Raw genomic sequence first — 17727 nt, 5'->3', positions numbered from 1 at the left:
GTTGGGGTCACGGCGTATCTCCCGGCTCGGGGCGCGGAACTCGCGCTGCGGATGTCGCCTGCGACGCACACGGTAACGACGCGCGCACACAAAATGCAAGGGTGTCCTTGCGGATGTGCAAGGACACCCTTGCGTGGGTGTGGTGGGGGAGCGAGGCTGTGACTATCCCGTCGGTGCGGCTGTCGGTGCGGCGGTCGATGCGGTCGTCGACGTACGTCCCGCCTCGGTGATCTCCACCAGGGTCCGCAGGAACTGCTCCTGTGCCACGCCGTTGAACGGCCGGCCCTGCATCCGGGAGAGCAGGTGGTAGCCGCCGAGCGCCGCCACGGCGATGGCCTCCACGGTGTCGCCCTCGTGCGGCAGCCCCTCCACCGGTTGGTGCAGCGCGGCCCAGATCGCCTTGCGCAACTCCGGGACGCGTTCGCCCTCGTTGAGCATCAGTCGAACCAGCCGGTCGAAACGACGGAGGTCCTGAAGCATCTGCTCGTACACCTGGAGTCGCTGCTCGGCCGGATCGGCCACCGGCGGCAGCTCCGCGCGGGCCTGTGTCGTCTCGGCCCGCAGTCGTGTGACCTCCCGCTCGACGGCCGCCTCCAGCAGGGCTTCTTTCGAGGGGAAATGCCGGTACAGGCTGCCCTTCCCCACGGCCAGGCCGACCCGCCGCTCCACCTCGCTGATGGTGGCGCCGCCGAAGCCCTGCTCGGCGAACACGTCCATCGCGGCATCGAGGATGCGCTCTCGCGTTTTCGGCCGCGGGCCCTCGTTCGTCGTCATCGAGTCAGGGTACGGGGGCCGCCGTCGCCGCCCGGAGCGCGATGTAACCCGGATCACAGCATTGAAGTGCAGCGCGGTACGGGGTCCACGGCCTTTCTCTCTGTGTAAGGGGCTTGCCCGAAACGGGGACGGTGGACGGTACGGATGGAACAGAGTCGGGCCGACGGGTTCGACGGGTTCGTGGCAGCGCGCTGGTCGGCGTTGTTCCATCTGGCCTGTCTGCTCGTGGGAGGCGATCGGCACCGCGCCGAGGACCTGCTTCAGGAGGCCATGGTCAAGCTCTGGTTCGCCTGGCCGAAAATCGCGGAGGAGGCACCGGAGCCGTACGTCCGCAAGATCCTGGCCCGGGCGGCGGCCCGCTCGGCGCGGCGGCGCTGGTGGGGTGAGCGCCCCGTCGAGCAACTGCCCGACCGGGCGGAGGCCGGGGACGTGTCCGCCGTGGTGGCGGAGCGCTCGCGGCTGGAGGCGGCACTGGCCCAACTGCCGTCCGCGCAACGGGCCGCCGTGGTCCTGCGCTACTACCAGGACCTGCCCGACAGGCAGGTCGCCGAAGTGCTGGGGTGTCCGGTCGGCACCGCCCGGTCCCATGCGTCACGGGGCGTGGCGCGGCTGCGCCGGATCCTCGGCGATGTCATCGAACCGGTGGGATGAGGGGGAGTTGATGGACCACTTCGAGCGGGAGCTCGCGCGGATGATGCGCGACGCCGAGGAGGCGACCCCCTTCGAGCCGAGGCACCAGACCCGTCTCCGTTCCGGGGTACGGGCCAAACGCCGGGTTCGCGTGGCACAGAAGGCGGTTGGCTCCGCCCTGGCCGTCGCCGGAATCGGCCTCGGCTTCTTCCTGCTGCCCCACGACCGGGTGGACGACAGACCGCAGGCCCCCCTGCCCGGACCCGCCATGACCCCGACGCTCCCGACCGCGACCCCGAGCCGCACACCGGACACGCCCCCGAGCGCCACCACGAGCCCGACCCCCACCCGGACCACCCTGCCGCCCACCACGCCGACCTCGACCCCCAGCGGAGGTTCGACCACCTCGTCCTCCGACCCGACCACGACCGACACGGCCCCGCCACCCTCCAGTACGGGGACGGCCAACACGTCCGCGGGGCACGGCACTTCGACGAGTTCGACCACGACATCGCCGGCGACGGAGTCGGCAACGGAGTCGTCCGCGACCGTGGGCCCGACCGGCTCCGGCTGACCCGTCCCGCCCGGGACCACCCCAACCCGTAAGCCCCAGCTGCGGCATGGCGCCCGCAGGCGATCCCGCACGCCCTGCGGCAGCGCACAGACCAGGACAGAGCATGACAATACTGACGAGCCAGACAGGTTCGACGAGCCAGACGGGTGCGACGAGCCAGACGGATTCGGCGAGTCAACTGCCGCTCCGTACACCGGTGTCGGCACACCACCGCGAGCCGGTCCTCGACGTGGTCGTCCCCGTGTTCAACGAGGAGAAGGACCTCGAACCGAGCGTACGGCGGCTGCACGCACACCTGTCGGAGACGTTCCCGTACCCGTTCCGCATCACCGTTGCGGACAACGCCAGCACGGACGAGACCCCGCGCATAGCAGCCCAACTGGCGGCCGAACTACCTGAGTTGGAGTGGCTGAGGCTCGCCGAGAAGGGTCGGGGCCGGGCCCTGCGGACGGCCTGGTCCGGATCACGCGCACCCGTGCTCGCCTACGTCGACGTCGACCTGTCGACCGACCTCGCGGCCCTCCTCCCGCTGGTCGCCCCGCTGATCTCCGGCCATTCCGACATCGCGATCGGCACCCGCCTGGCCCGTGGCTCCCGGGTGGTGCGCGGCCCCAAGCGGGAGGCCATCTCCCGTTGCTACAACGCCCTGTTGAGGTCCACCCTCGCCGTCGGCTTCTCCGACGCGCAGTGCGGTTTCAAGGCGGTGCGGCGTGATGTCGCCGAGCGGCTGCTGCCCCTGGTGAAGGACTCGGGGTGGTTCTTCGACACCGAGTTGCTGGTGATCGCCGAACGCGCCGGACTGCGCATCCACGAAGTACCGGTCGACTGGGTGGACGACCCCGACAGTCGGGTCGACATCCTCGCCACGGCACTGGCCGACCTGCGCGGAATCGCCCGCATAGGGCGGGAGTTGGCCCGCGGCACGCTCCCGACGGCGGGACTGCGCCGGTCCGCCGCCGACGGCTCGCACTCGACCGGCCTGGCCGCCCAACTCCTGCGCTTCGCCGCCGTAGGAGCGGTGAGTTCGATCGGATACGTCCTGCTGTACGTCGCGTTGCGCCCGGCGACGGGCGGCCAGGCCGCCAACGCACTCGCCCTGCTGCTCTGCGCCCTCGCCAACACGGCCGCGAACCGCCGCCTGACCTTCGGACTGCGCGGCCGAGCCGGCGCCCTCCGCCACCAGGCCCAGGGCCTCCTGGTCTTCACGGTCGGCCTCGCCCTCACCAGCGGCTCCCTGGCCGTCCTGCACCACGCGACCCCGACACCCCCGCGCACCACGGAGGTTGGCGTCCTGGTCGCCGCGAACCTGGCCGCAACTCTCGTACGGTTCCTGCTCTTCCGGGCCTGGGTGTTCCCGGCCAGGCGTCGCGGCGAGCCGGAGGAGTCAGCGGAGGCGACGGCGGAGGAGTCAGCGGAGGAGTCAGCGGAGGAGTCAGCGGAGGAGTCAGCGGAGGAGTCAGTGAAGGAGACGACGAAGGAGACGACGATATGAGCGATACGACGACGCTTGCCCAGCCCGTCTCCAAGACCTCCCCGGAAACCTCAACGGCCGCTCCACACAAGGACGTTGGCGAGTTCCTGCGCCGCACGGCCCGCCACTACGGCCCGGTGCTCGCGCTGTACGGCGCGCTGAAGCTCATCGGCTTCTCCGTGTTCATGTACCTGCTGGACTCCGACGGCGGCTTCCGGACGAGGAACCCGCGCTTCGGCGGCGGCGCCCACGCCTGGGACGTACTCGCGACGTGGGACGGCTGGTGGTACCAGCAGATCGCCGCACACGGCTACCACCCCGCGCTGGTCCAAGTCCCCGGCGCCACAGGCCTGATCACCCTCGAAGGCAACTCGGCGGCCTTCTTCCCGCTCTACCCGGCGACGATGCGACTGGTCTCCGACGTCACGGGCCTGGGTCTGTACGGCTCCGGGATGCTGGTCTCGGTCGTGGCGTCGTTCGCGGCGGCGCTCGGCATCTACGCCGTGACGGCCCGGTTCGGGGGCAGGCGAGCCGGGTTGGCGGCGGCCGGGCTCTGGGCGGTCTGGCCCGGCTCCGGCATGGAGTGGTCGGCGTACTCGGAGTCCCTCTACATCGCCCTCGCCGTCTGGGCCTGCTACGCGGTGATGACCGACCGCTGGCTCACGGCGGGCGTCCTCACCTTCGCCGCCGGCCTCAACCGCCCGACGGCCGTTGCGCTCATCGCCGCCCTCGCGGTCGCCGCCCTGCAAACGCTCCACCGCCGCCGGGAGAACCTCGCGGGCCCATGGATCGCGATGGCGATCGCACCGCTCGGCCTGATCGGTTACCTCCTCTGGGTCGGCAATGAAATGGGCGATCTGGCAGGCTACTTCAAGCTCCAGAGCGGCGCCTGGGCGCACAGCTTCGACTACGGCAAGCACACCGTCGACGTCTTCGGCTCCGTGGCGGTCGGCCACTTCGACTACCTGTCCGCGTTCCCCTTCGAGGACACCATCGGCGTGGCCGTCGTCCTGCTGGCCGCACTTCTGATCCCCCTCCTGATCCGTCTGCGCCCACCGGCCGTCCTGACCGTCTACACCCTGCTCACCCTCGCCCTGGTCCTGGGCAGCCAGCAGATCTTCGGCAACGTCTCCCGCTATCTCCTCCCGTGCTTCCCCCTCTTCATCCCGCTGGCCGTCAAGCTCCGCACCCTCCAACTGCCCGTACTGTGCCTGCTGTTGGGGATCGCGGCGCTGGCGTCGGGGTCGTATGCCGGGTATGTGCTGTTCGAGGCGGGGGTGCCGTAGGGGTGCGCTCGGTGACTGCTCCGCGAGGGTCAACTGCCCTTTCTGTCAAAGGTGTTGGGTAGCGTCATTTGGCGATGACCGCAGCGGTGGTACGGCCGCCGTCGACATCGAGCACGATGCCGTGCACGAACGAGGAATCGTCGCCGGCCAGGTACACGGCGGCGTTCGCGACCTCGTCCGGGGTGCCCATCCGGCCCGCGGGGGTGCCCTGCATCATGATCTCGGCCGGGTGGCTCTCCCCTGGCGCCGGCGCCAGCACCACGCCCGGGGAGATCGCGTTCACGCGTACCCCCTGCGGCCCGAACTCCGCCGCCCAGGCCCGGGTCAGCGTCTCCACGGCTCCCTTGGTGGAACTGTAGAGGGCGCTGGGAATGCCCAGCCGCGCGATCCAGGAACCGAGGTTGATGATCACCCCGCCGCCGGCCTCCACCATGGCGGGGGCGACGGCCGCGGTCAGGAAGAACGGGGCCTTCACGTTCACGGCGTAGACCTGGTCGAAGGTCTTCTCGTCGGTGGCTGCCGTGGTGGCGCTGGGGTAGATGCCGGCGTTGTTGACCAGGACGTCGATACGGCCGCCGAGGATCCGCGTCGCCTCCTGGGCCAGCGTCCGCGAGGCGGCGGCGCTGCCGTCCAGGTCGGCCCGCACGAACTCGGCACGGCCACCGCGTGCGCGGATCCCGGCGACGACCTCCTTGCCCCGCTCGGGGCTGCGCCCGGAGACGGCGACATACGCACCCTCGCGAGCGAAGGCCTCCGCGATCGCTCGCCCGATGTTGCTGGTCGCCCCCGTGACCAGGGCGGTCTTGCCCTCAAGGCGCATCGACATCATCCACTCCGTTGCTTGATCCCGCTTGGCGCTCCGCGATGAACCCGCGCGGCCGAACAGGCGGATCGCCTTCGGCAGGCAGGGCGGGGGCTGCCCTGACAGCCAGGGCGCGGGTGCCACCGTAGGGTGGAAAGATTGGACTTGCAAGTCCAGATTGGGGAATACGGCGGGGTGGTCGAGAGTGTGGTGGGGGGAGTCGCGGCGGTCGGGTGCGGCACTCGGCGAGTTCGGGCTGGTGGCGCGCTGGATCGGCATCCCGATCCTTCCGCTGACTGGACCTCCGAGTCCAGCGAGATGGGATGATGGGTGCATGAACCGAGGTATGACCGCCAAAGGCATGGCCACGCGGCACCGCATCGTGGTCGCGGCCGCTCTGCTGATCCGGGAGAAGGGCGCGGCGGAGACGACCCTGGACGACGTACGGGCGGCGACGTCGACGAGCAAGAGTCAGCTCTTCCACTACTTCCCGGACGGCCGGATCGACATGCTCGTGGCCGTGGCCCGGCGCGAGGCCGACCAGGTGCTGGAGGTGCAGCGGCCCTATCTGGACGACCTGACGACCTGGGAGTCCTGGCAGGCGTGGCGCGAGGCGGTGCTGTGCCACTACGGCGAGTTGGGGCGCCGCTGCCCGCTGGGGAGCCTCACCTCCGAGCTCGGTAAATCCTCCCCCGTGGCGCGAACCGTGGTCTCGGATCTGTTCGCCACGTGGGAAGCGGCTCTGCTGCGCGGCACGGGGGCGCTGCTTCCCGACCGCGGGATGGCGGTCGGCTGCGCGAGGAGTGTTCTGGCGGCTGTTCAGGGTGGCGTGGTGCTCCTGCAGATGACGGATCGCATCGACTGTCTGGAGGCCGCTCTCACGGCCGCGATCGAGCCGATGAGGTCCGCGGCGTCGACTTCATAACCAAGACTGGACTTGACAGTCCTTTTTCGGGCGCGCACTGTTGGACTGTCCGGTCCACGCAGGGCTTCGGCCTTCGGCGGCTTCGGCCATCGGGTCTTGGTCTTCGGCTGCGACTGATCCGTGCTGGCCTCGTCGACCGGCGTCGCGCTTGCCGGCGGGAAGCGCGCGGCCTCAAAGCCCCTCAACACCCCTGAGACCAAAGGGAAAGTGACCGCCCATGAACGCTGTCGAGCGTCTCGGCGTCATCGAGGATCTCCGTCGCCTGATGGCCCGTTACGTCTACTCCGCGGACCACCATCGCTGGCAGGACCTGGCCGCCACGTTCACGCCGGACGGCACCTTCACCCCGCACAAGCCCGACGGGTCGGTGTGGCTGCGTATGGAGGGTCGCGAGGAGATCGCGAGGACCGTCGGCGCGAGCGGCGGTCCCGACGATGTCCTGGTCCACCACCTGTTCTCGGACGAGATCGACGTGGACTCGGCGACCTCGGCCCATGGCGTGTGGGCGATGGAGGACATCATCACCCGCCCCGAAAGCGCGGCGGTCAACGAGGAGTTCCCCTTCAAGGGCATGCACGGCTACGGCCACTACCACGCACGGTTCGTCAAGGTGGACGGCTCCTGGTACATCGCCGAGCTGAAGCAGACCCGGCTGCGCCTCGACTTCACCCACTGACCCGCCGAATCCGCCAATGCCCACCTCACCCCACCTCACCCCACCTCACCCCACCTCACCTCACCTCACCTCACCTCACCTCACGAGAGAGCAATGGACGCATGAGTGACAACAGCAGCGGCAGCCGTTCTCCGGAACGGTTCACGATCGATGTGGGACAGGACGTCCTGGACGACCTCGCGGTGCGCCTCAGGGCGACCCGTTTCTTCGACGACCTGGACAACGAGGAGGAGTACTACGGCCTGAGTACGGCCTACCTCAAGCCGTTGGTCGAGTACTGGGCCGACGGTTTCGACTGGCGTGCGGCGGAGAAGCGGCTGAACGGCTACGAGCAGTACAAGGTGGAGATCGACGGCACTCCCGTCCACTTCGTCCGCAAGCCCGGCAAGGGCCCGAACCCGACCCCGCTGCTGATCCTGCACGGCTGGCCGTGGCCGGGCGAGTTCAGCTACCCGCTCATCGACCCGCTGGCGGACCCCGCCGCTCACGGGGGCGACCCGGCCGACGCGTTCGACGTCATCGTGCCGACCCTGCCCGGCTTTGCGTGGTCCACCCCCGTCACCCGCGGCGACCTCAACTACTGGAAGATCGCCGACATCCTCCACCAGCTCATGACCGACGTCCTGGGCCACGACAGGTACGGGTCACTGGGCAGCGACTACGGCGCCCTGGTCAACAGCGCGCTCGGCCACAAGTACGGCGACAGCATCATCGCCCTGCACTACGGCCACGATCTGCTCCCGGGCATGTTCCAGCACGACCGCTTCTGGGACCTCACCGCGGGTGCGCCGATCCCGGCGGACGCCTCGCCCGAACTGCGCGCGGACATTCTCAAGTTGCATGCCACCTACGCCTCCCACGTCGCCGTCCACATGCTCGACGCGTCGACGCTCACCCACGGCCTGAACGACTCCCCGATCGGCATGCTCGCCTGGCTGCTGCAACGCTGGAAGAAGTGGAGCGACAAGAACAACGACTTCGACGCCGTCTTCTCCCGCGACTTCGTCCTCACCCAGGCCACCGTCTTCTGGGTCACCCAGTCCATCGGCACGTCCATCCGCATGTACCGCAACACGATCCGCCACCCCTGGACCCCGCTGCACGACCGCCACCCCGTGGTCGAACCGCCGGCCGGCTTCACCTTCCTGCTCGGCGACGTCTACCCGCCCGGCGTCACCACCGTCGAAGAACGCGTCGCCGCCTTCGAGAACGGCCCGACCCGCGCCACGTTCAACGCGATCAACGTCAACGCCCACCACAAGGGCGGCCACTTCGGGCACTACGAAAACCCCGAGGCCTACGTCGGCGACGTCCGCGAGACCTTCCGTAGGGCGCGCTGACCTCACGGAACGGGTGGCAACTCCTCTCCGGGACTAGGCCGTTGAGACGTGGAAGTTCATGACGTCGATCTTGGTGAGCGCCCGCCAGTCCTCCGCGCTGTATCCGTCCCAGTCCTTCGCCTCGCGGGCGGCCGGGAACTTCGCGGCCTGGTCGGAACCGACGAGGACCAGCAGGTAGGTCTCGCTGATTCCCTCGACACCGATGTAGCCGACCGAGTGGTTGTCGTCCTCCCAGCAACCGCCGGATGTGGGGCTGACGGGCGTGCCCGGATAGAAACGGCCGTTGCCCGGGTGTCCGAACTCGTCCTTCGAATCGGGGTCGGGCCGGGTGACGAGGTAGAGGACCTGGCCTGCCGGGATGTTGAGGCTCATCTGCCCCTTGACGCTGATCTCGGGGCTTCTCGCCGGGCCGCCCACCTGGGTGTAGACGAGCGGCGCGTCGTGGTTCGCGAAGAGCGTCTCGTTGTAGCGCTGGGACGGCGGCTGATTCCAGGAGTCGGCGAGCCGTTTCAGGTCGCAGGGGTCGTCGGCCGCGGTCGAGAGGGGTGTGGAGGCGGGCGCGGAGACCGAAGAGCCGGCCGATGTCTCCTTGGCGTCACCGTCATGAGTGAACCAGGCTCCGGCGGCTGCTGCGGCCACGGCCGCCAGTGCGCCGATGGACGCGATCGCGATCTTGGTCCTGTTGTTGCTCTTGTCGTCCTCACCCTGCGGTTCGTTGCCCGTGGTGCCGTCGTCGGAGCCTGTGTCGGTGCGTGTCACTTTCGTCCCCCCCTCGTGCAGGTGTCCGTAGTATCAGCGCTTTGTCCGACCGGTAAGGGAGTGTTGGAGTGCGAGCGGGGCGCGCGTCCTCCGCTGTGCGCTGGTGGGCAGACTGCCCCATGGCCTGAGGCGTGGGATCACCCCATGTCAGGGTGCCGGTCGCGCACCGGGCTGACCGACTCCAGGGCCGCTCCCACGCGCAGGATCGTCGCCTCGTCGTACCAGCGGGAGACGAGTTGTACGCCGATGGGCAGGCCCTCGGTGCTGACCCCGAACGGCAGGGACAGGGCCGGCAGCCCGGTGAGGTTGAACGGAACCGTGGCCCCGCATGATGCCGCGTGCGGGCACTCGTACTCCCGCGACGTCGAAACCGGACTGGGCATGGCGCGGAGCGGGAACCGGGCACACCGGGCACAACAGCACGTCGTACTGCTGGAAGTAGCCCGCGAACAGGGCGCTGAGCTCGGCGACCCGCTGCTGCGCGTTGAGGAGGTCGGCGAGTGCCACGTCTGCCGCCTTCAGGGTGCGGCGGGTCATCGGGTGCAGTTCGGACTCGCGGCCGGCCGCCACCTCCCTGAGGCACGGCACGACTTCGGCGGTGAAGAGCACGGTGCTCAGCGCGGTCGCGTCGATCGACTCCAGCCCTCGCGGAGGGGCCGGCTCGACCACACAGCCCAGATCCCGCAGAGCGTTGGCCGCTGCCGCGACGGTGGCGGTCACGTCAGGATCGATCGGTCCGAAGGCGGGCTCACACGCCCAGCCCACCCGAAGTCCCGCCACCAAGCCCGATGTTCTGTCGGCAAGGGGCGGCGAGTGCCGTACATGGCCGTCGACACCGTCGGGTCCGGACAGGACGCGCAGCGCGGTCGCGATGTCGCGCACGCTGCGGGCCATCGGCCCGACGTGCCAGCACCGGCGGGGTACGTCCGGCCAGTGCCCGGTGCCCGGTATCCGGCCGCGGGTGGCCTCCAGCGCGACGATGCCGGTGTCGTGGGCCGGGCCGCGCACCGAGATCGCCACGTCACTGCCCAACCCCAGCGGCGACAGGCCCACGGCGATCACGGCCGACTCACCCCCGCTGGAACCACCCGGGGTCCGCTCCGGGTCCCACGGGTTGTCCGCCCGCCCGACGAGGAGGTTGTCCGTCTCGGTCCAGTAGGAGAACTCGGGCAGATTCGTCTTGGCCAGGACAAGGACGCCGGCCGCTCGCATGCGCGCTACGGCCGTCGCGTCCGCCGTGGCGACCCGGTCCCGGAACAGCGCGGACCCGCGTGTGGTCCGTGCCCCCGCCACGTCGAGCGAGTCCTACACCGTGAACGGCACACCGTGGAACGGACCGAGTGAGCCACCGCCCACCACCGCCTCATCGGCCGCGCGGGCGGCGGCGAGCGCCTGATCGGCCAGGACCGTGACGATGGAGTTGAGCCGGGAGCCGATCCTGTCGATGCGCTCCAGACACTCCCGCGCCACGTCCACCGCGGAGACCTGGCGCGTACGGATCAACTCCGCCAACGCGGTCGCGTCCAGCCAGCCGATCCCGACGGCACCCATCCGGCCTCCCTCCGCCCACGCCACGATCATGCGAGCCGCCGGACCGCCAGTGATTCTCGCCGCCGAGCAACTCACCTCCACCGGCCGCCACCGCTCGCTCCGCCCGCCGGCTGGTCAGTGATGCCTGGCTCACGCGAGGTGGCCCCATGACCTGAACGGATCAGACGGTGAGGACGAGCTTGCCCTGGAGGTGACCGGCGTCGAGCAGCCGGTGCGCGTCGGCGACGCGCTCGAACGGGAACGTCTCCTGCACGTGGACCCGGAGCCTGCCCTGTTCGACGAGTTCGACGAGACCGCGCAGGGCAACCGGATCGGGGTCGACCGCGATACCGCTGAAACGCATGCCGGCCGCCTCGTACTCGGCGATCAGCTTCGGATCGTCCTCGGCGACGGCCGTCACCAAGTGACCACCAGGGCGCAGCACTTGGAGCGACCGCTCGACGGTGTCGCCGCCGATCGTGTCGAGCACGAGGTCGATGTCACGGACGGCGCCGGCGAAGTCGACCGCCGTGTAGTCGATCACCTCGTCGGCGCCGAGCCCCTCGACGAACGTCCGCTTGCTCTTTCCGGCGGTCGCGACCACGTACGCGCCGAGCGCTTTCGCGATCTGGATCGCGACATGGCCGACCCCGCCACCACCGCCGTGGACCAGGACACGGTCGCCCTCGCGCACACCACCGAGGTCGACGAGCCCCTGCCACGCCGTCAGCCCGACGACCGGGAGCGCCGACGCCTCGACATGCGAGAGCGACACCGGCTTGCGGGCCAGGTGCAACGCCGGCGCCGCCACGACCTCGGCGTACGCGTTCGCCGCCCGGGGGAACAGCGGCATCCCGAACACCTCGTCACCGGGCCTGAACCGCCATGTCCCCGGCGCCTGTTCGACCACGCCGCTGATGTCCCAGCCGAGGACGAACGGCGGCCGCCCGATCAGCGGGAACTCGCCGGCCCGCAGCCGCGCCTCCAACGGGTTCAGTCCGATCGCCCTGACGCGGACGAGAACCTCGGTCGGAAGGGCCCGGGGCTCGGGCGCGTCCACGACGGTGAGCACTTCAGGACCGCCGAGCGTGTGCTGGGTGATGACGCGCATGACTCGACTGACTGGCACGACTGGCATGACTCTCCTGGCTTTGGACGGGAAAGGAGGGAGAGCACCCAGGCTAGGTTTCCGATAGGAACCGACAGGTACCTCAGCAGGTACCTTGGCGTCATGAGCGGTTTCGGTCCCGGCGATCCCTTTCTCGCCGACTGCCCGGCGCGTCTGACGGTCGAGCTGATCGCCGACAAGTGGACGGCGGTCGTGCTCTACGCCCTCAGCAAGGGCCCGGTGCGCCATGGCGAGTTGATCGACCTGATCGGCGGCATCTCCCGCAAGATGCTCACCCAGACCCTCCGCCGACTGGAGTCCCACGGACTCGTCCACCGCCACGCCTACGCCGAGGTACCACCCCGCGTCGAGTACGAACTCACCCCGCTCGGCGCGACATTGCTCGACCCGATCCACACGCTGACCGAGTGGGCGAGGGCAAACGGCGACGCGGTCCTCGACGCACTCGACGCCGCCCCCGGGCCGGTCACCCCTGGCGACTGAGACCCCCGCCGGTGCCCGCGGTCAAGCGCGGGGTCAAGCGCGGGGTCCAGGGCGGCGCCTCACGCACCGACCACTCAGAGCCAGTCCTTCCGCTTGAAGATGATGTACAGACTGCTGCATACGACCGCCATCAGGAGGATCGCGAAGGGATACCCGAGTGCCCAGTGCAACTCCGGCATCCGATCGAAGTTCATGCCGTAGATCGTGCCGACGAGCGTCGGAGCGAACAGGATGGCGGCCCAGGACGAGATCTTCTTGAAGTTGTCTACCTGAGGGTGTTGACCTGCGGTGATGCGGCATCAGTCGCCGCTGACCTGTACGGATGGCTCTTTCCGCGCCTTTCAGCGGCATACCGCGTTACGCGGCTGATTCTCCCCACGGGCTCCCCAGCGCCGCCCACACTCCCCAGATTCTCCCCAGCGAGCCACCTGAGGGAGAGGCGGTGCCCCCACCCGATACCGCCTCCGGGCCCCATCCCGCCCCACCCCACCTGCACCGCCAAGGACTTCCCCATGCCTGCCCGCCCACTGTCCATTCCCGCTGTCGCCGCTGTCCTGGACGTCGACCGCTGTACCGTCTACCGCTTCATCGCCGCTGGCGACTTGCCGGTCGTTAAACTCCGTACCCTGCAAATCAATACATCTAGATGCCGCCGCGCCTTGATGACGGGCTCGAGAGGGGCCCCGCGCCCTACCCCATCATCAACAACAGCCCTGCTGGCCCGGGGTCTTAGGCGTCGTCCGTCTTCTGACTCAACCCCGCCATCACCCCCACCAGTGGTGGAAAAGCCTGGACGGACAAGGATCCGCTCTCCAAGTTCCAGTCGCTGGTCGACGAGGGCGCCACCTGACATGGTCTTGATCTCTACTGCTGGATGTAGCGAACCACCGGTAGTCGCGGTTCAGCCTGGCCTTGAGGGTCCGGGATGTCGGTAGAGGAGGGCTGGTACATGATGCTTCGATCGACTGGCACTACCCCTTCTTCAACGTGCCTACCTTGGAGATGACTTGGAGGAAGAGAGCATCTCCCGACATCTGCATGCTCTACCGTCAAAGCCACGGAAGTCCTCTCACCGAAGCGAGGCTGACGCTGTGCCTGATACTCCAGTTCCCGACCCCATCGTTGCCATTCTGACCGCGCTTCCGCTGGAGTACGAGGCCGTTCACAGTCGTCTTGGGGATCTTCGTACGTATGTGCATGAAAGTGGTACGCGCGTCAAAGTCGGGCAGCTTGAGGGCACACCCTGGTATGTCGGACTCGTCCGGAGCGGCGAGAAGGCGCTGAACGCGGCTGTACTCACGGAACGGGTGATCACCTGGTTGCGTCCGCAAGCCGTGATCTTCGTCGGCGTCGCCGGCTCACTCAAGAAAGACGTTGGTCTCGGTGACGTCGTGGTGGCCACCAAAGTGCACGCCTACCAGGGCGGTAAGCAGACGCCGGAGGGTTTCCTGGTTCGTCCCGACGCTTGGCACGCCAGCCACCGCTTGGAAGAGGCTGCCTTCGACGCCCTGGGCAGCAAGGCCCACTTCAAGCCGATCGCTGCCGGAGATATCGTCCTGGACGACGAAGCCTCCACGATTGCCGCACACATCAGGAAGCATTACAACGACGCCGTGGCCGTGGAGATGGAGGCCAACGGGGTCGTTCACGCTGCCCACCTCAGCGGTCGAGTGGACGCCATCATCATCCGCGGCATCAGCGATCTGGCCAATGGCCTCAAGAACGAGGCCGATGTCTCCGGCTCCCAACCCCGCGCGGCCGCGAACGCCGCCGAGGCGGCCATCGCGACCCTCCACAAACTGGAGCCCATCGGTGCCACAGTCCTCCCCGGCCCGGCGGCGATGGAACCGCAAGCTCACTACGGCGGCGATCACTACGACAATCGTCACAGTGTCAACTACGGTCCGGTGACGGGCAAAGTGGTGCATAACTACCCACCGCCACCGCAGCTCTGACGAGTGGTCGCCCCGCACCGACCAGACTTGCGGTGCCACAACCGCACTGAGTCCACAGACCCCGTGCCGAATAGGACCGTCGAGGTGAGGAGGGGCAGTGACACTGAGCGAACCGAAGCCCACCGCGGTGATCCCCACCAGCCAGCCGCAAGAGTACGAGGCGGTTCGGTCCCTGCTCACGGGATACGCGTAAGCGTGAGCATCCATCGGGGACGTGGTTCGACACCGGCACTCTGCCCGGCACTCCATGGGAGGTGGCTCTGGCGGAAATGGGGGTGAGGAACCCGGAGGCGCGTATGTTCGTCGAACAGGCTGCCACCTGGCTACACCCCCAGGCGCTGCTCTTCGTCGGCTTCGCGGGAGGTCTCAAAGGCCGTGTGAAATTGGGCGATGTTGTCGTCGCCACCAAGGTGTACAGCCATCACAGCGGCAGCCCAGGTACCTACCTCATCGCATGCACCCGATGGCCTTCCCGCCTCGCATCGCCTGGAGCAGGCGGCTCGGGCGGCGTTGCGCCGCAGTTCAGATCTACTGCTCGGTGGTGCGACGGTGCACCTCGCGCCGGTCGTCGCCGTCAACGGCGCGGCACCACGCTACATGAGTGTCGAAAAGGAGAGGTTGGGGGCCGAAGTCACTCGCCGGGATGCGGTGGCCATCGAGTTGGCGAGCACAGGCGTGACCTGCGCCGCCCCATCTCATTAGAGGATTGGAGACCTTGACGATTCGCAGCATCACCGACCTCGCTGGTCAAAAATGGCCGCCGAGCCTTCCGGAATCCGTATTCAAGCCGCCGCGAACGCTGCGGCCGCTGCCGCTGCGACCCTTGCCGAACTCACCCCTCAGCCCGTCGGCGGGAGATCAGCGATCGGAATCGGGCGCAGGGGCTCTCATACCTTGGGGATCACATCGATTTCAGCGGTGCCACTGTTTACGGTTCGGTGGAGGGCAAGGTGGAGGCAACACCGATCAACGGGCAGGACTCGTCGTCCTGACGGAGCGTGCGCCAACGGTCTTCAGCCACTTGTGCCGGAAACCTGATCCGGAGGCTGACGTCCGGTGGCCTGATGCTCCCGGTCTTCCTCGGCAGAAGTAGCCTCGCTGAAGGCTTCGCCGGCCGGTCGGAACCGACTCATCGAGTGCAGCGCCCTGTCCAGGTTGTTCAATGTCAGAGCCTCGCCCCGAGGGTCGTCCGCCCCTCTGAAGAGTTCGCGGGCACGGGTGAAGGCGTTGATCGCCTCCGCTCCTCGGTCCGCCTCCAGCAGTGTGACGCCGAGGTTGTGCCAGGACTGGGCATGGCCAACTGCATTGCCCATGGCCTCATGGATGGTGAGGGCTTGGTTGAAGGCGTGGAGGGCAGACTCGTGGTCGCCCTGGTACGACCGAGCAATGGCGAGGTTGTTCCACTGCATGGCCTCGTCGGTTGGGTTGGCCGCTGTTCGGTAGATGTCACGAGCCCGGATGAATGCGTCGGCGGCCTCGTCGACCCGGCCCATCTCCATGAGAGCGCCGCCGAGGTTGGTGCATGCGATCGCCTCTCCGGTCAGGTCGCCGACACGTCGGGCGACCTGCCGCGCGGTGCCGCTGACGGTAGTCGCATCCTCGAAGTACTCGCGCCATCGCAGGTATTCGGCCAGGCAGAGGGCCAGGTCGACGGCGCTGCGCGCGTGCCGGTCCTCAGCGCCCCACTGAACGGCAGCAAGTAGGCCGGGCCTTTCCGCATCCAGCCAGGACAGCGCTTCATCCTTCCCCTGGAAGAACGTGGGTAGACCGGCGTGCGGACTCGCCCGCAGATGATCGTCCGCCGCGTCTGCCCTCTGTCGGTAGAAGTCGAGCACCCTCTCTCGTGCAGTCTCACACTCCTCCAGGAAGGATGGATCCTCGGCCGTCACGCCCATGGCGAAGGCTCGGACCAGGTCGTGGAGTCGCCACCGCTTGCTGCTGCCGCCCCTGTCCACCAGATACGCGCGTTCCAAAGGCGCGAGGGCGGCCAGCGGAGGAGCCTCTACGCCGAGGAGCGCCGCGAGTGCGTCGGCCCCGATCTCGGGCCCCGGGGCCGTCGCCAGCAACCGCAGTAGCCGTGCTTGCTCGTCCGAAAGCCTCCGGTAGGAGAGATCAAAGGCGGCGCGGACACTGCGTTCTCCATCGTCGAGGAAGTCGAGCCGCGTGTTGTGATCACGTAGTTCCTCCACCGATTCGGCAACGGGCTTTTCCGGGTGGCAGATGAGAAGCGCGGCCGCGATCTGCAGGGCCAGGGGCAAGTGGCCGCAGAGAGAAGCGAGTTCGATTGCGACCGGTTGGTTGGAGGAGATGCGGTCGTCACTGCCGTCGGCCTCGCGCAGTACTTGGTCGAGGAGTTCTACGGCGGCCTGAGGGGCGAGCTGCGCCAACGGCATGTGATGAGCGTTGAGTTGCGGAATGGCGTTGCGAGAGGTGATCAGAATGCGGTGCCGCGGGTCGTTGGGGAGCAGAGGCCGCACCTGTTGAGGAGAGGAGGCGTTGTCCGCCAGGAGCAGCACCCTGTCGGGCCACTGGGCGAGCCGGGCGCGGTAGAGGTTGACCCGTTCGTCCTCGGTGGCGGGGATGTGCTCGGAACGTGTACCGAGTGCACGGAGGAGGGCGAGCAGAGCTCGATCCGGGACGACCGGGGTGGGGTCGTAGCCGTGGAGGTCGATGAAGAGGATGCCGCCGAGGAACCAGCCTTTGCCGTCGGCCTCGTGCGCGGCCTGGGTGGCGAGCGCCGTCTTTCCGACTCCGGCCAGACCTGCCAGAACGGTTCCGGTGACGGTCTTGTGTGTCGTGGGTCCGTTGGGCGGACGCAGAAAGGTCTCCAGCTTATTGAGCAGATCCGCACGGCCAGTGAAACTGGGCGTGGGAGGAGGCAGAGAGCCCAGTGCGGTCGGCATCGGGGCCTCGTGGTAGTGCACTACCTGGGAGCCGATCACATCACCCATGAAGACCCCGTCGAAGTCGACATGATCACCGTGATACCAGGATCCGCTCCCGGGTATCCGGCTATTCATGACTGCTGCCACAGCCTGGGCCCGGGTGAGGTCGGCAGACAGCATTTTCCTCAAACGGGTGCTCCAAGCCGATAACGCCGCGTGCCGGTCCGGGCTCGCAGAGTCCCGCTCGAGAAAGGCAATGGCCAGGTCTTCCGGAGCGGTCCTTCCATCCGAAGCCCCGGGAAGGAGGTGGGCCAACTCTCTTACCGCATCTCGTCCATTCGGACCGGCCGTACCATCAGCCAGGGCGGTCAGCAGCGCCCTCAGAGCCCCCGCTTCCATAGCTGTCCCCCGGTGCCGCACGTCGTGCCATCACGGTAGTGGCTCACTTGTCCGCCGCGCATCCGGTCCGAGGAATCCCCTCGGAAGTCGGAAGACGCCCATGGCCTTC

The 17727-nt window shown here is 68.3% G+C and carries 15 protein-coding genes and 3 pseudogenes; 10 read left to right on the top strand and 8 right to left on the bottom strand.

Annotated elements, in window-relative coordinates:
• Nucleotides 1-162: 162 nt before the first annotated feature.
• Nucleotides 163-774, bottom strand: a complete 612-nt coding sequence (locus OG194_RS09190) for a TetR/AcrR family transcriptional regulator (protein ID WP_327400358.1) — start codon at nucleotides 772-774, stop codon at nucleotides 163-165.
• Between the two features lie 144 nt (nucleotides 775-918).
• On the opposite strand from OG194_RS09190, the gene OG194_RS09185 reads away from it, so the two are divergent.
• The 4 genes from OG194_RS09185 to OG194_RS09170 all read left to right on the top strand — a co-directional run bounded on the left by OG194_RS09185 (nucleotide 919) and on the right by OG194_RS09170 (nucleotide 4735).
• A complete protein-coding gene (locus OG194_RS09185) occupies nucleotides 919-1425 on the top strand; it encodes a SigE family RNA polymerase sigma factor (protein WP_327400357.1) in 507 nt (168 codons plus the stop codon).
• Nucleotides 1426-1435: 10 nt separating this feature from the next.
• A complete protein-coding gene (locus OG194_RS09180) occupies nucleotides 1436-1978 on the top strand; it encodes a hypothetical protein (protein WP_327400356.1) in 543 nt (180 codons plus the stop codon).
• Between the two features lie 103 nt (nucleotides 1979-2081).
• Nucleotides 2082-3470 carry a glycosyltransferase gene (locus OG194_RS09175; protein WP_327400355.1) on the top strand — a complete coding sequence of 463 codons (1389 nt, stop codon included), beginning with the start codon at nucleotides 2082-2084 and terminating at the stop codon, nucleotides 3468-3470.
• Nucleotides 3467-4735, top strand: a complete 1269-nt coding sequence (locus OG194_RS09170) for a hypothetical protein (protein WP_327400354.1) — start codon at nucleotides 3467-3469, stop codon at nucleotides 4733-4735. Before OG194_RS09175 ends, OG194_RS09170 begins: the two co-directional genes overlap by 4 nt.
• A gap of 64 nt (nucleotides 4736-4799) precedes the next feature.
• On the opposite strand, the gene OG194_RS09165 is transcribed toward OG194_RS09170, so the two are convergent.
• Nucleotides 4800-5561: an SDR family NAD(P)-dependent oxidoreductase gene (locus tag OG194_RS09165; RefSeq protein ID WP_327400353.1), complete on the bottom strand. Its 762-nt coding sequence runs from the start codon at nucleotides 5559-5561 to the stop codon at nucleotides 4800-4802.
• Between the two features lie 310 nt (nucleotides 5562-5871).
• On the opposite strand from OG194_RS09165, the gene OG194_RS09160 reads away from it, so the two are divergent.
• The 3 genes from OG194_RS09160 to OG194_RS09150 all read left to right on the top strand — a co-directional run bounded on the left by OG194_RS09160 (nucleotide 5872) and on the right by OG194_RS09150 (nucleotide 8478).
• Nucleotides 5872-6462 carry a TetR/AcrR family transcriptional regulator gene (locus tag OG194_RS09160; RefSeq protein WP_327400352.1) on the top strand — a complete coding sequence of 197 codons (591 nt, stop codon included), beginning with the start codon at nucleotides 5872-5874 and terminating at the stop codon, nucleotides 6460-6462.
• Between the two features lie 217 nt (nucleotides 6463-6679).
• Nucleotides 6680-7138 carry a nuclear transport factor 2 family protein gene (locus OG194_RS09155; protein WP_327400351.1) on the top strand — a complete coding sequence of 153 codons (459 nt, stop codon included), beginning with the start codon at nucleotides 6680-6682 and terminating at the stop codon, nucleotides 7136-7138.
• A gap of 101 nt (nucleotides 7139-7239) precedes the next feature.
• Nucleotides 7240-8478: an epoxide hydrolase family protein gene (locus tag OG194_RS09150; RefSeq protein WP_327400350.1), complete on the top strand. Its 1239-nt coding sequence runs from the start codon at nucleotides 7240-7242 to the stop codon at nucleotides 8476-8478.
• 33 nt (nucleotides 8479-8511) lie between these two features.
• Here the strand turns inward: OG194_RS09150 and OG194_RS09145 are convergent, their stop codons facing one another.
• The 4 genes and pseudogenes from OG194_RS09145 to OG194_RS09130 all read right to left on the bottom strand — a co-directional run bounded on the left by OG194_RS09145 (nucleotide 8512) and on the right by OG194_RS09130 (nucleotide 11878).
• The gene (locus tag OG194_RS09145) at nucleotides 8512-9237 is read right to left on the bottom strand and encodes a hypothetical protein (protein ID WP_327400349.1); all 726 of its coding nucleotides are present in this window, start codon (nucleotides 9235-9237) and stop codon (nucleotides 8512-8514) included.
• A gap of 137 nt (nucleotides 9238-9374) precedes the next feature.
• Complete coding sequence (locus tag OG194_RS09140; RefSeq protein WP_327400348.1) at nucleotides 9375-9620, bottom strand: amidase family protein; 246 nt, start codon at nucleotides 9618-9620, stop codon at nucleotides 9375-9377.
• Between the two features lie 49 nt (nucleotides 9621-9669).
• Nucleotides 9670-10788: pseudogene (locus tag OG194_RS09135) on the bottom strand (amidase); the annotation flags it as partial.
• A 160-nt stretch (nucleotides 10789-10948) separates the two neighbouring features.
• On the bottom strand, nucleotides 10949-11878 hold the full coding sequence (locus tag OG194_RS09130; protein WP_327407021.1) for an NADP-dependent oxidoreductase: 930 nt from the start codon (nucleotides 11876-11878) through the stop codon (nucleotides 10949-10951).
• A 120-nt stretch (nucleotides 11879-11998) separates the two neighbouring features.
• Between OG194_RS09130 and OG194_RS09125 the strand changes: the two genes are divergently transcribed.
• Nucleotides 11999-12379 (top strand): winged helix-turn-helix transcriptional regulator, encoded by a 381-nt coding sequence (locus OG194_RS09125; RefSeq protein WP_327400347.1) that lies wholly within the window; start codon nucleotides 11999-12001, stop codon nucleotides 12377-12379.
• Nucleotides 12380-12453: 74 nt separating this feature from the next.
• On the opposite strand, the pseudogene OG194_RS09120 reads toward OG194_RS09125, so the two are convergent.
• Nucleotides 12454-12651, bottom strand: a pseudogene (locus OG194_RS09120) (CorA family divalent cation transporter); the annotation flags it as partial.
• Between the two features lie 819 nt (nucleotides 12652-13470).
• Between OG194_RS09120 and OG194_RS09115 the strand changes: the two are divergent.
• Nucleotides 13471-14334: a 5'-methylthioadenosine/S-adenosylhomocysteine nucleosidase gene (locus OG194_RS09115; protein ID WP_327400346.1), complete on the top strand. Its 864-nt coding sequence runs from the start codon at nucleotides 13471-13473 to the stop codon at nucleotides 14332-14334.
• Between the two features lie 215 nt (nucleotides 14335-14549).
• A pseudogene (locus OG194_RS47615) lies at nucleotides 14550-15053 on the top strand (phosphorylase family protein); the annotation flags it as partial.
• 294 nt (nucleotides 15054-15347) lie between these two features.
• Here OG194_RS47615 and OG194_RS09110 read toward each other — a convergent pair.
• Nucleotides 15348-17399, bottom strand: a complete 2052-nt coding sequence (locus OG194_RS09110; protein ID WP_327400345.1) for a tetratricopeptide repeat protein — start codon at nucleotides 17397-17399, stop codon at nucleotides 15348-15350.
• Nucleotides 17400-17727 lie beyond the last annotated feature (328 nt).

Origin of the sequence: Streptomyces sp. NBC_01288 (assembly GCF_035982055.1) — a bacterium.
GTDB lineage: Bacteria > Actinomycetota > Actinomycetes > Streptomycetales > Streptomycetaceae > Streptomyces.
Note: the sequence above shows the minus strand (reverse complement) of the source record. Positions and strands in the feature narration are given on the sequence as shown.

What these genes read in the sequence shown, in the direction of transcription:
- OG194_RS09110 (WP_327400345.1), bottom strand. Translation starts at nt 17,399, where the DNA reads ATGCTGTCTGCCGACCTCACCCGGGCCCAGGCTGTGGCAGCAGTCATG.
- OG194_RS09170 (WP_327400354.1), top strand. Translation starts at nt 3,467, where the DNA reads ATGAGCGATACGACGACGCTTGCCCAGCCCGTCTCCAAGACCTCCCCG.
- OG194_RS09180 (WP_327400356.1), top strand. Translation starts at nt 1,436, where the DNA reads ATGGACCACTTCGAGCGGGAGCTCGCGCGGATGATGCGCGACGCCGAG.
- OG194_RS09190 (WP_327400358.1), bottom strand. Translation starts at nt 774, where the DNA reads ATGACGACGAACGAGGGCCCGCGGCCGAAAACGCGAGAGCGCATCCTC.
- OG194_RS09160 (WP_327400352.1), top strand. Translation starts at nt 5,872, where the DNA reads ATGAACCGAGGTATGACCGCCAAAGGCATGGCCACGCGGCACCGCATC.
- OG194_RS09175 (WP_327400355.1), top strand. Translation starts at nt 2,082, where the DNA reads ATGACAATACTGACGAGCCAGACAGGTTCGACGAGCCAGACGGGTGCG.
- OG194_RS09185 (WP_327400357.1), top strand. Translation starts at nt 919, where the DNA reads ATGGAACAGAGTCGGGCCGACGGGTTCGACGGGTTCGTGGCAGCGCGC.
- OG194_RS09140 (WP_327400348.1), bottom strand. Translation starts at nt 9,620, where the DNA reads ATGCCCAGTCCGGTTTCGACGTCGCGGGAGTACGAGTGCCCGCACGCG.
- OG194_RS09125 (WP_327400347.1), top strand. Translation starts at nt 11,999, where the DNA reads ATGAGCGGTTTCGGTCCCGGCGATCCCTTTCTCGCCGACTGCCCGGCG.
- OG194_RS09155 (WP_327400351.1), top strand. Translation starts at nt 6,680, where the DNA reads ATGAACGCTGTCGAGCGTCTCGGCGTCATCGAGGATCTCCGTCGCCTG.
- OG194_RS09150 (WP_327400350.1), top strand. Translation starts at nt 7,240, where the DNA reads ATGAGTGACAACAGCAGCGGCAGCCGTTCTCCGGAACGGTTCACGATC.
- OG194_RS09130 (WP_327407021.1), bottom strand. Translation starts at nt 11,878, where the DNA reads ATGCGCGTCATCACCCAGCACACGCTCGGCGGTCCTGAAGTGCTCACC.
- OG194_RS09165 (WP_327400353.1), bottom strand. Translation starts at nt 5,561, where the DNA reads ATGTCGATGCGCCTTGAGGGCAAGACCGCCCTGGTCACGGGGGCGACC.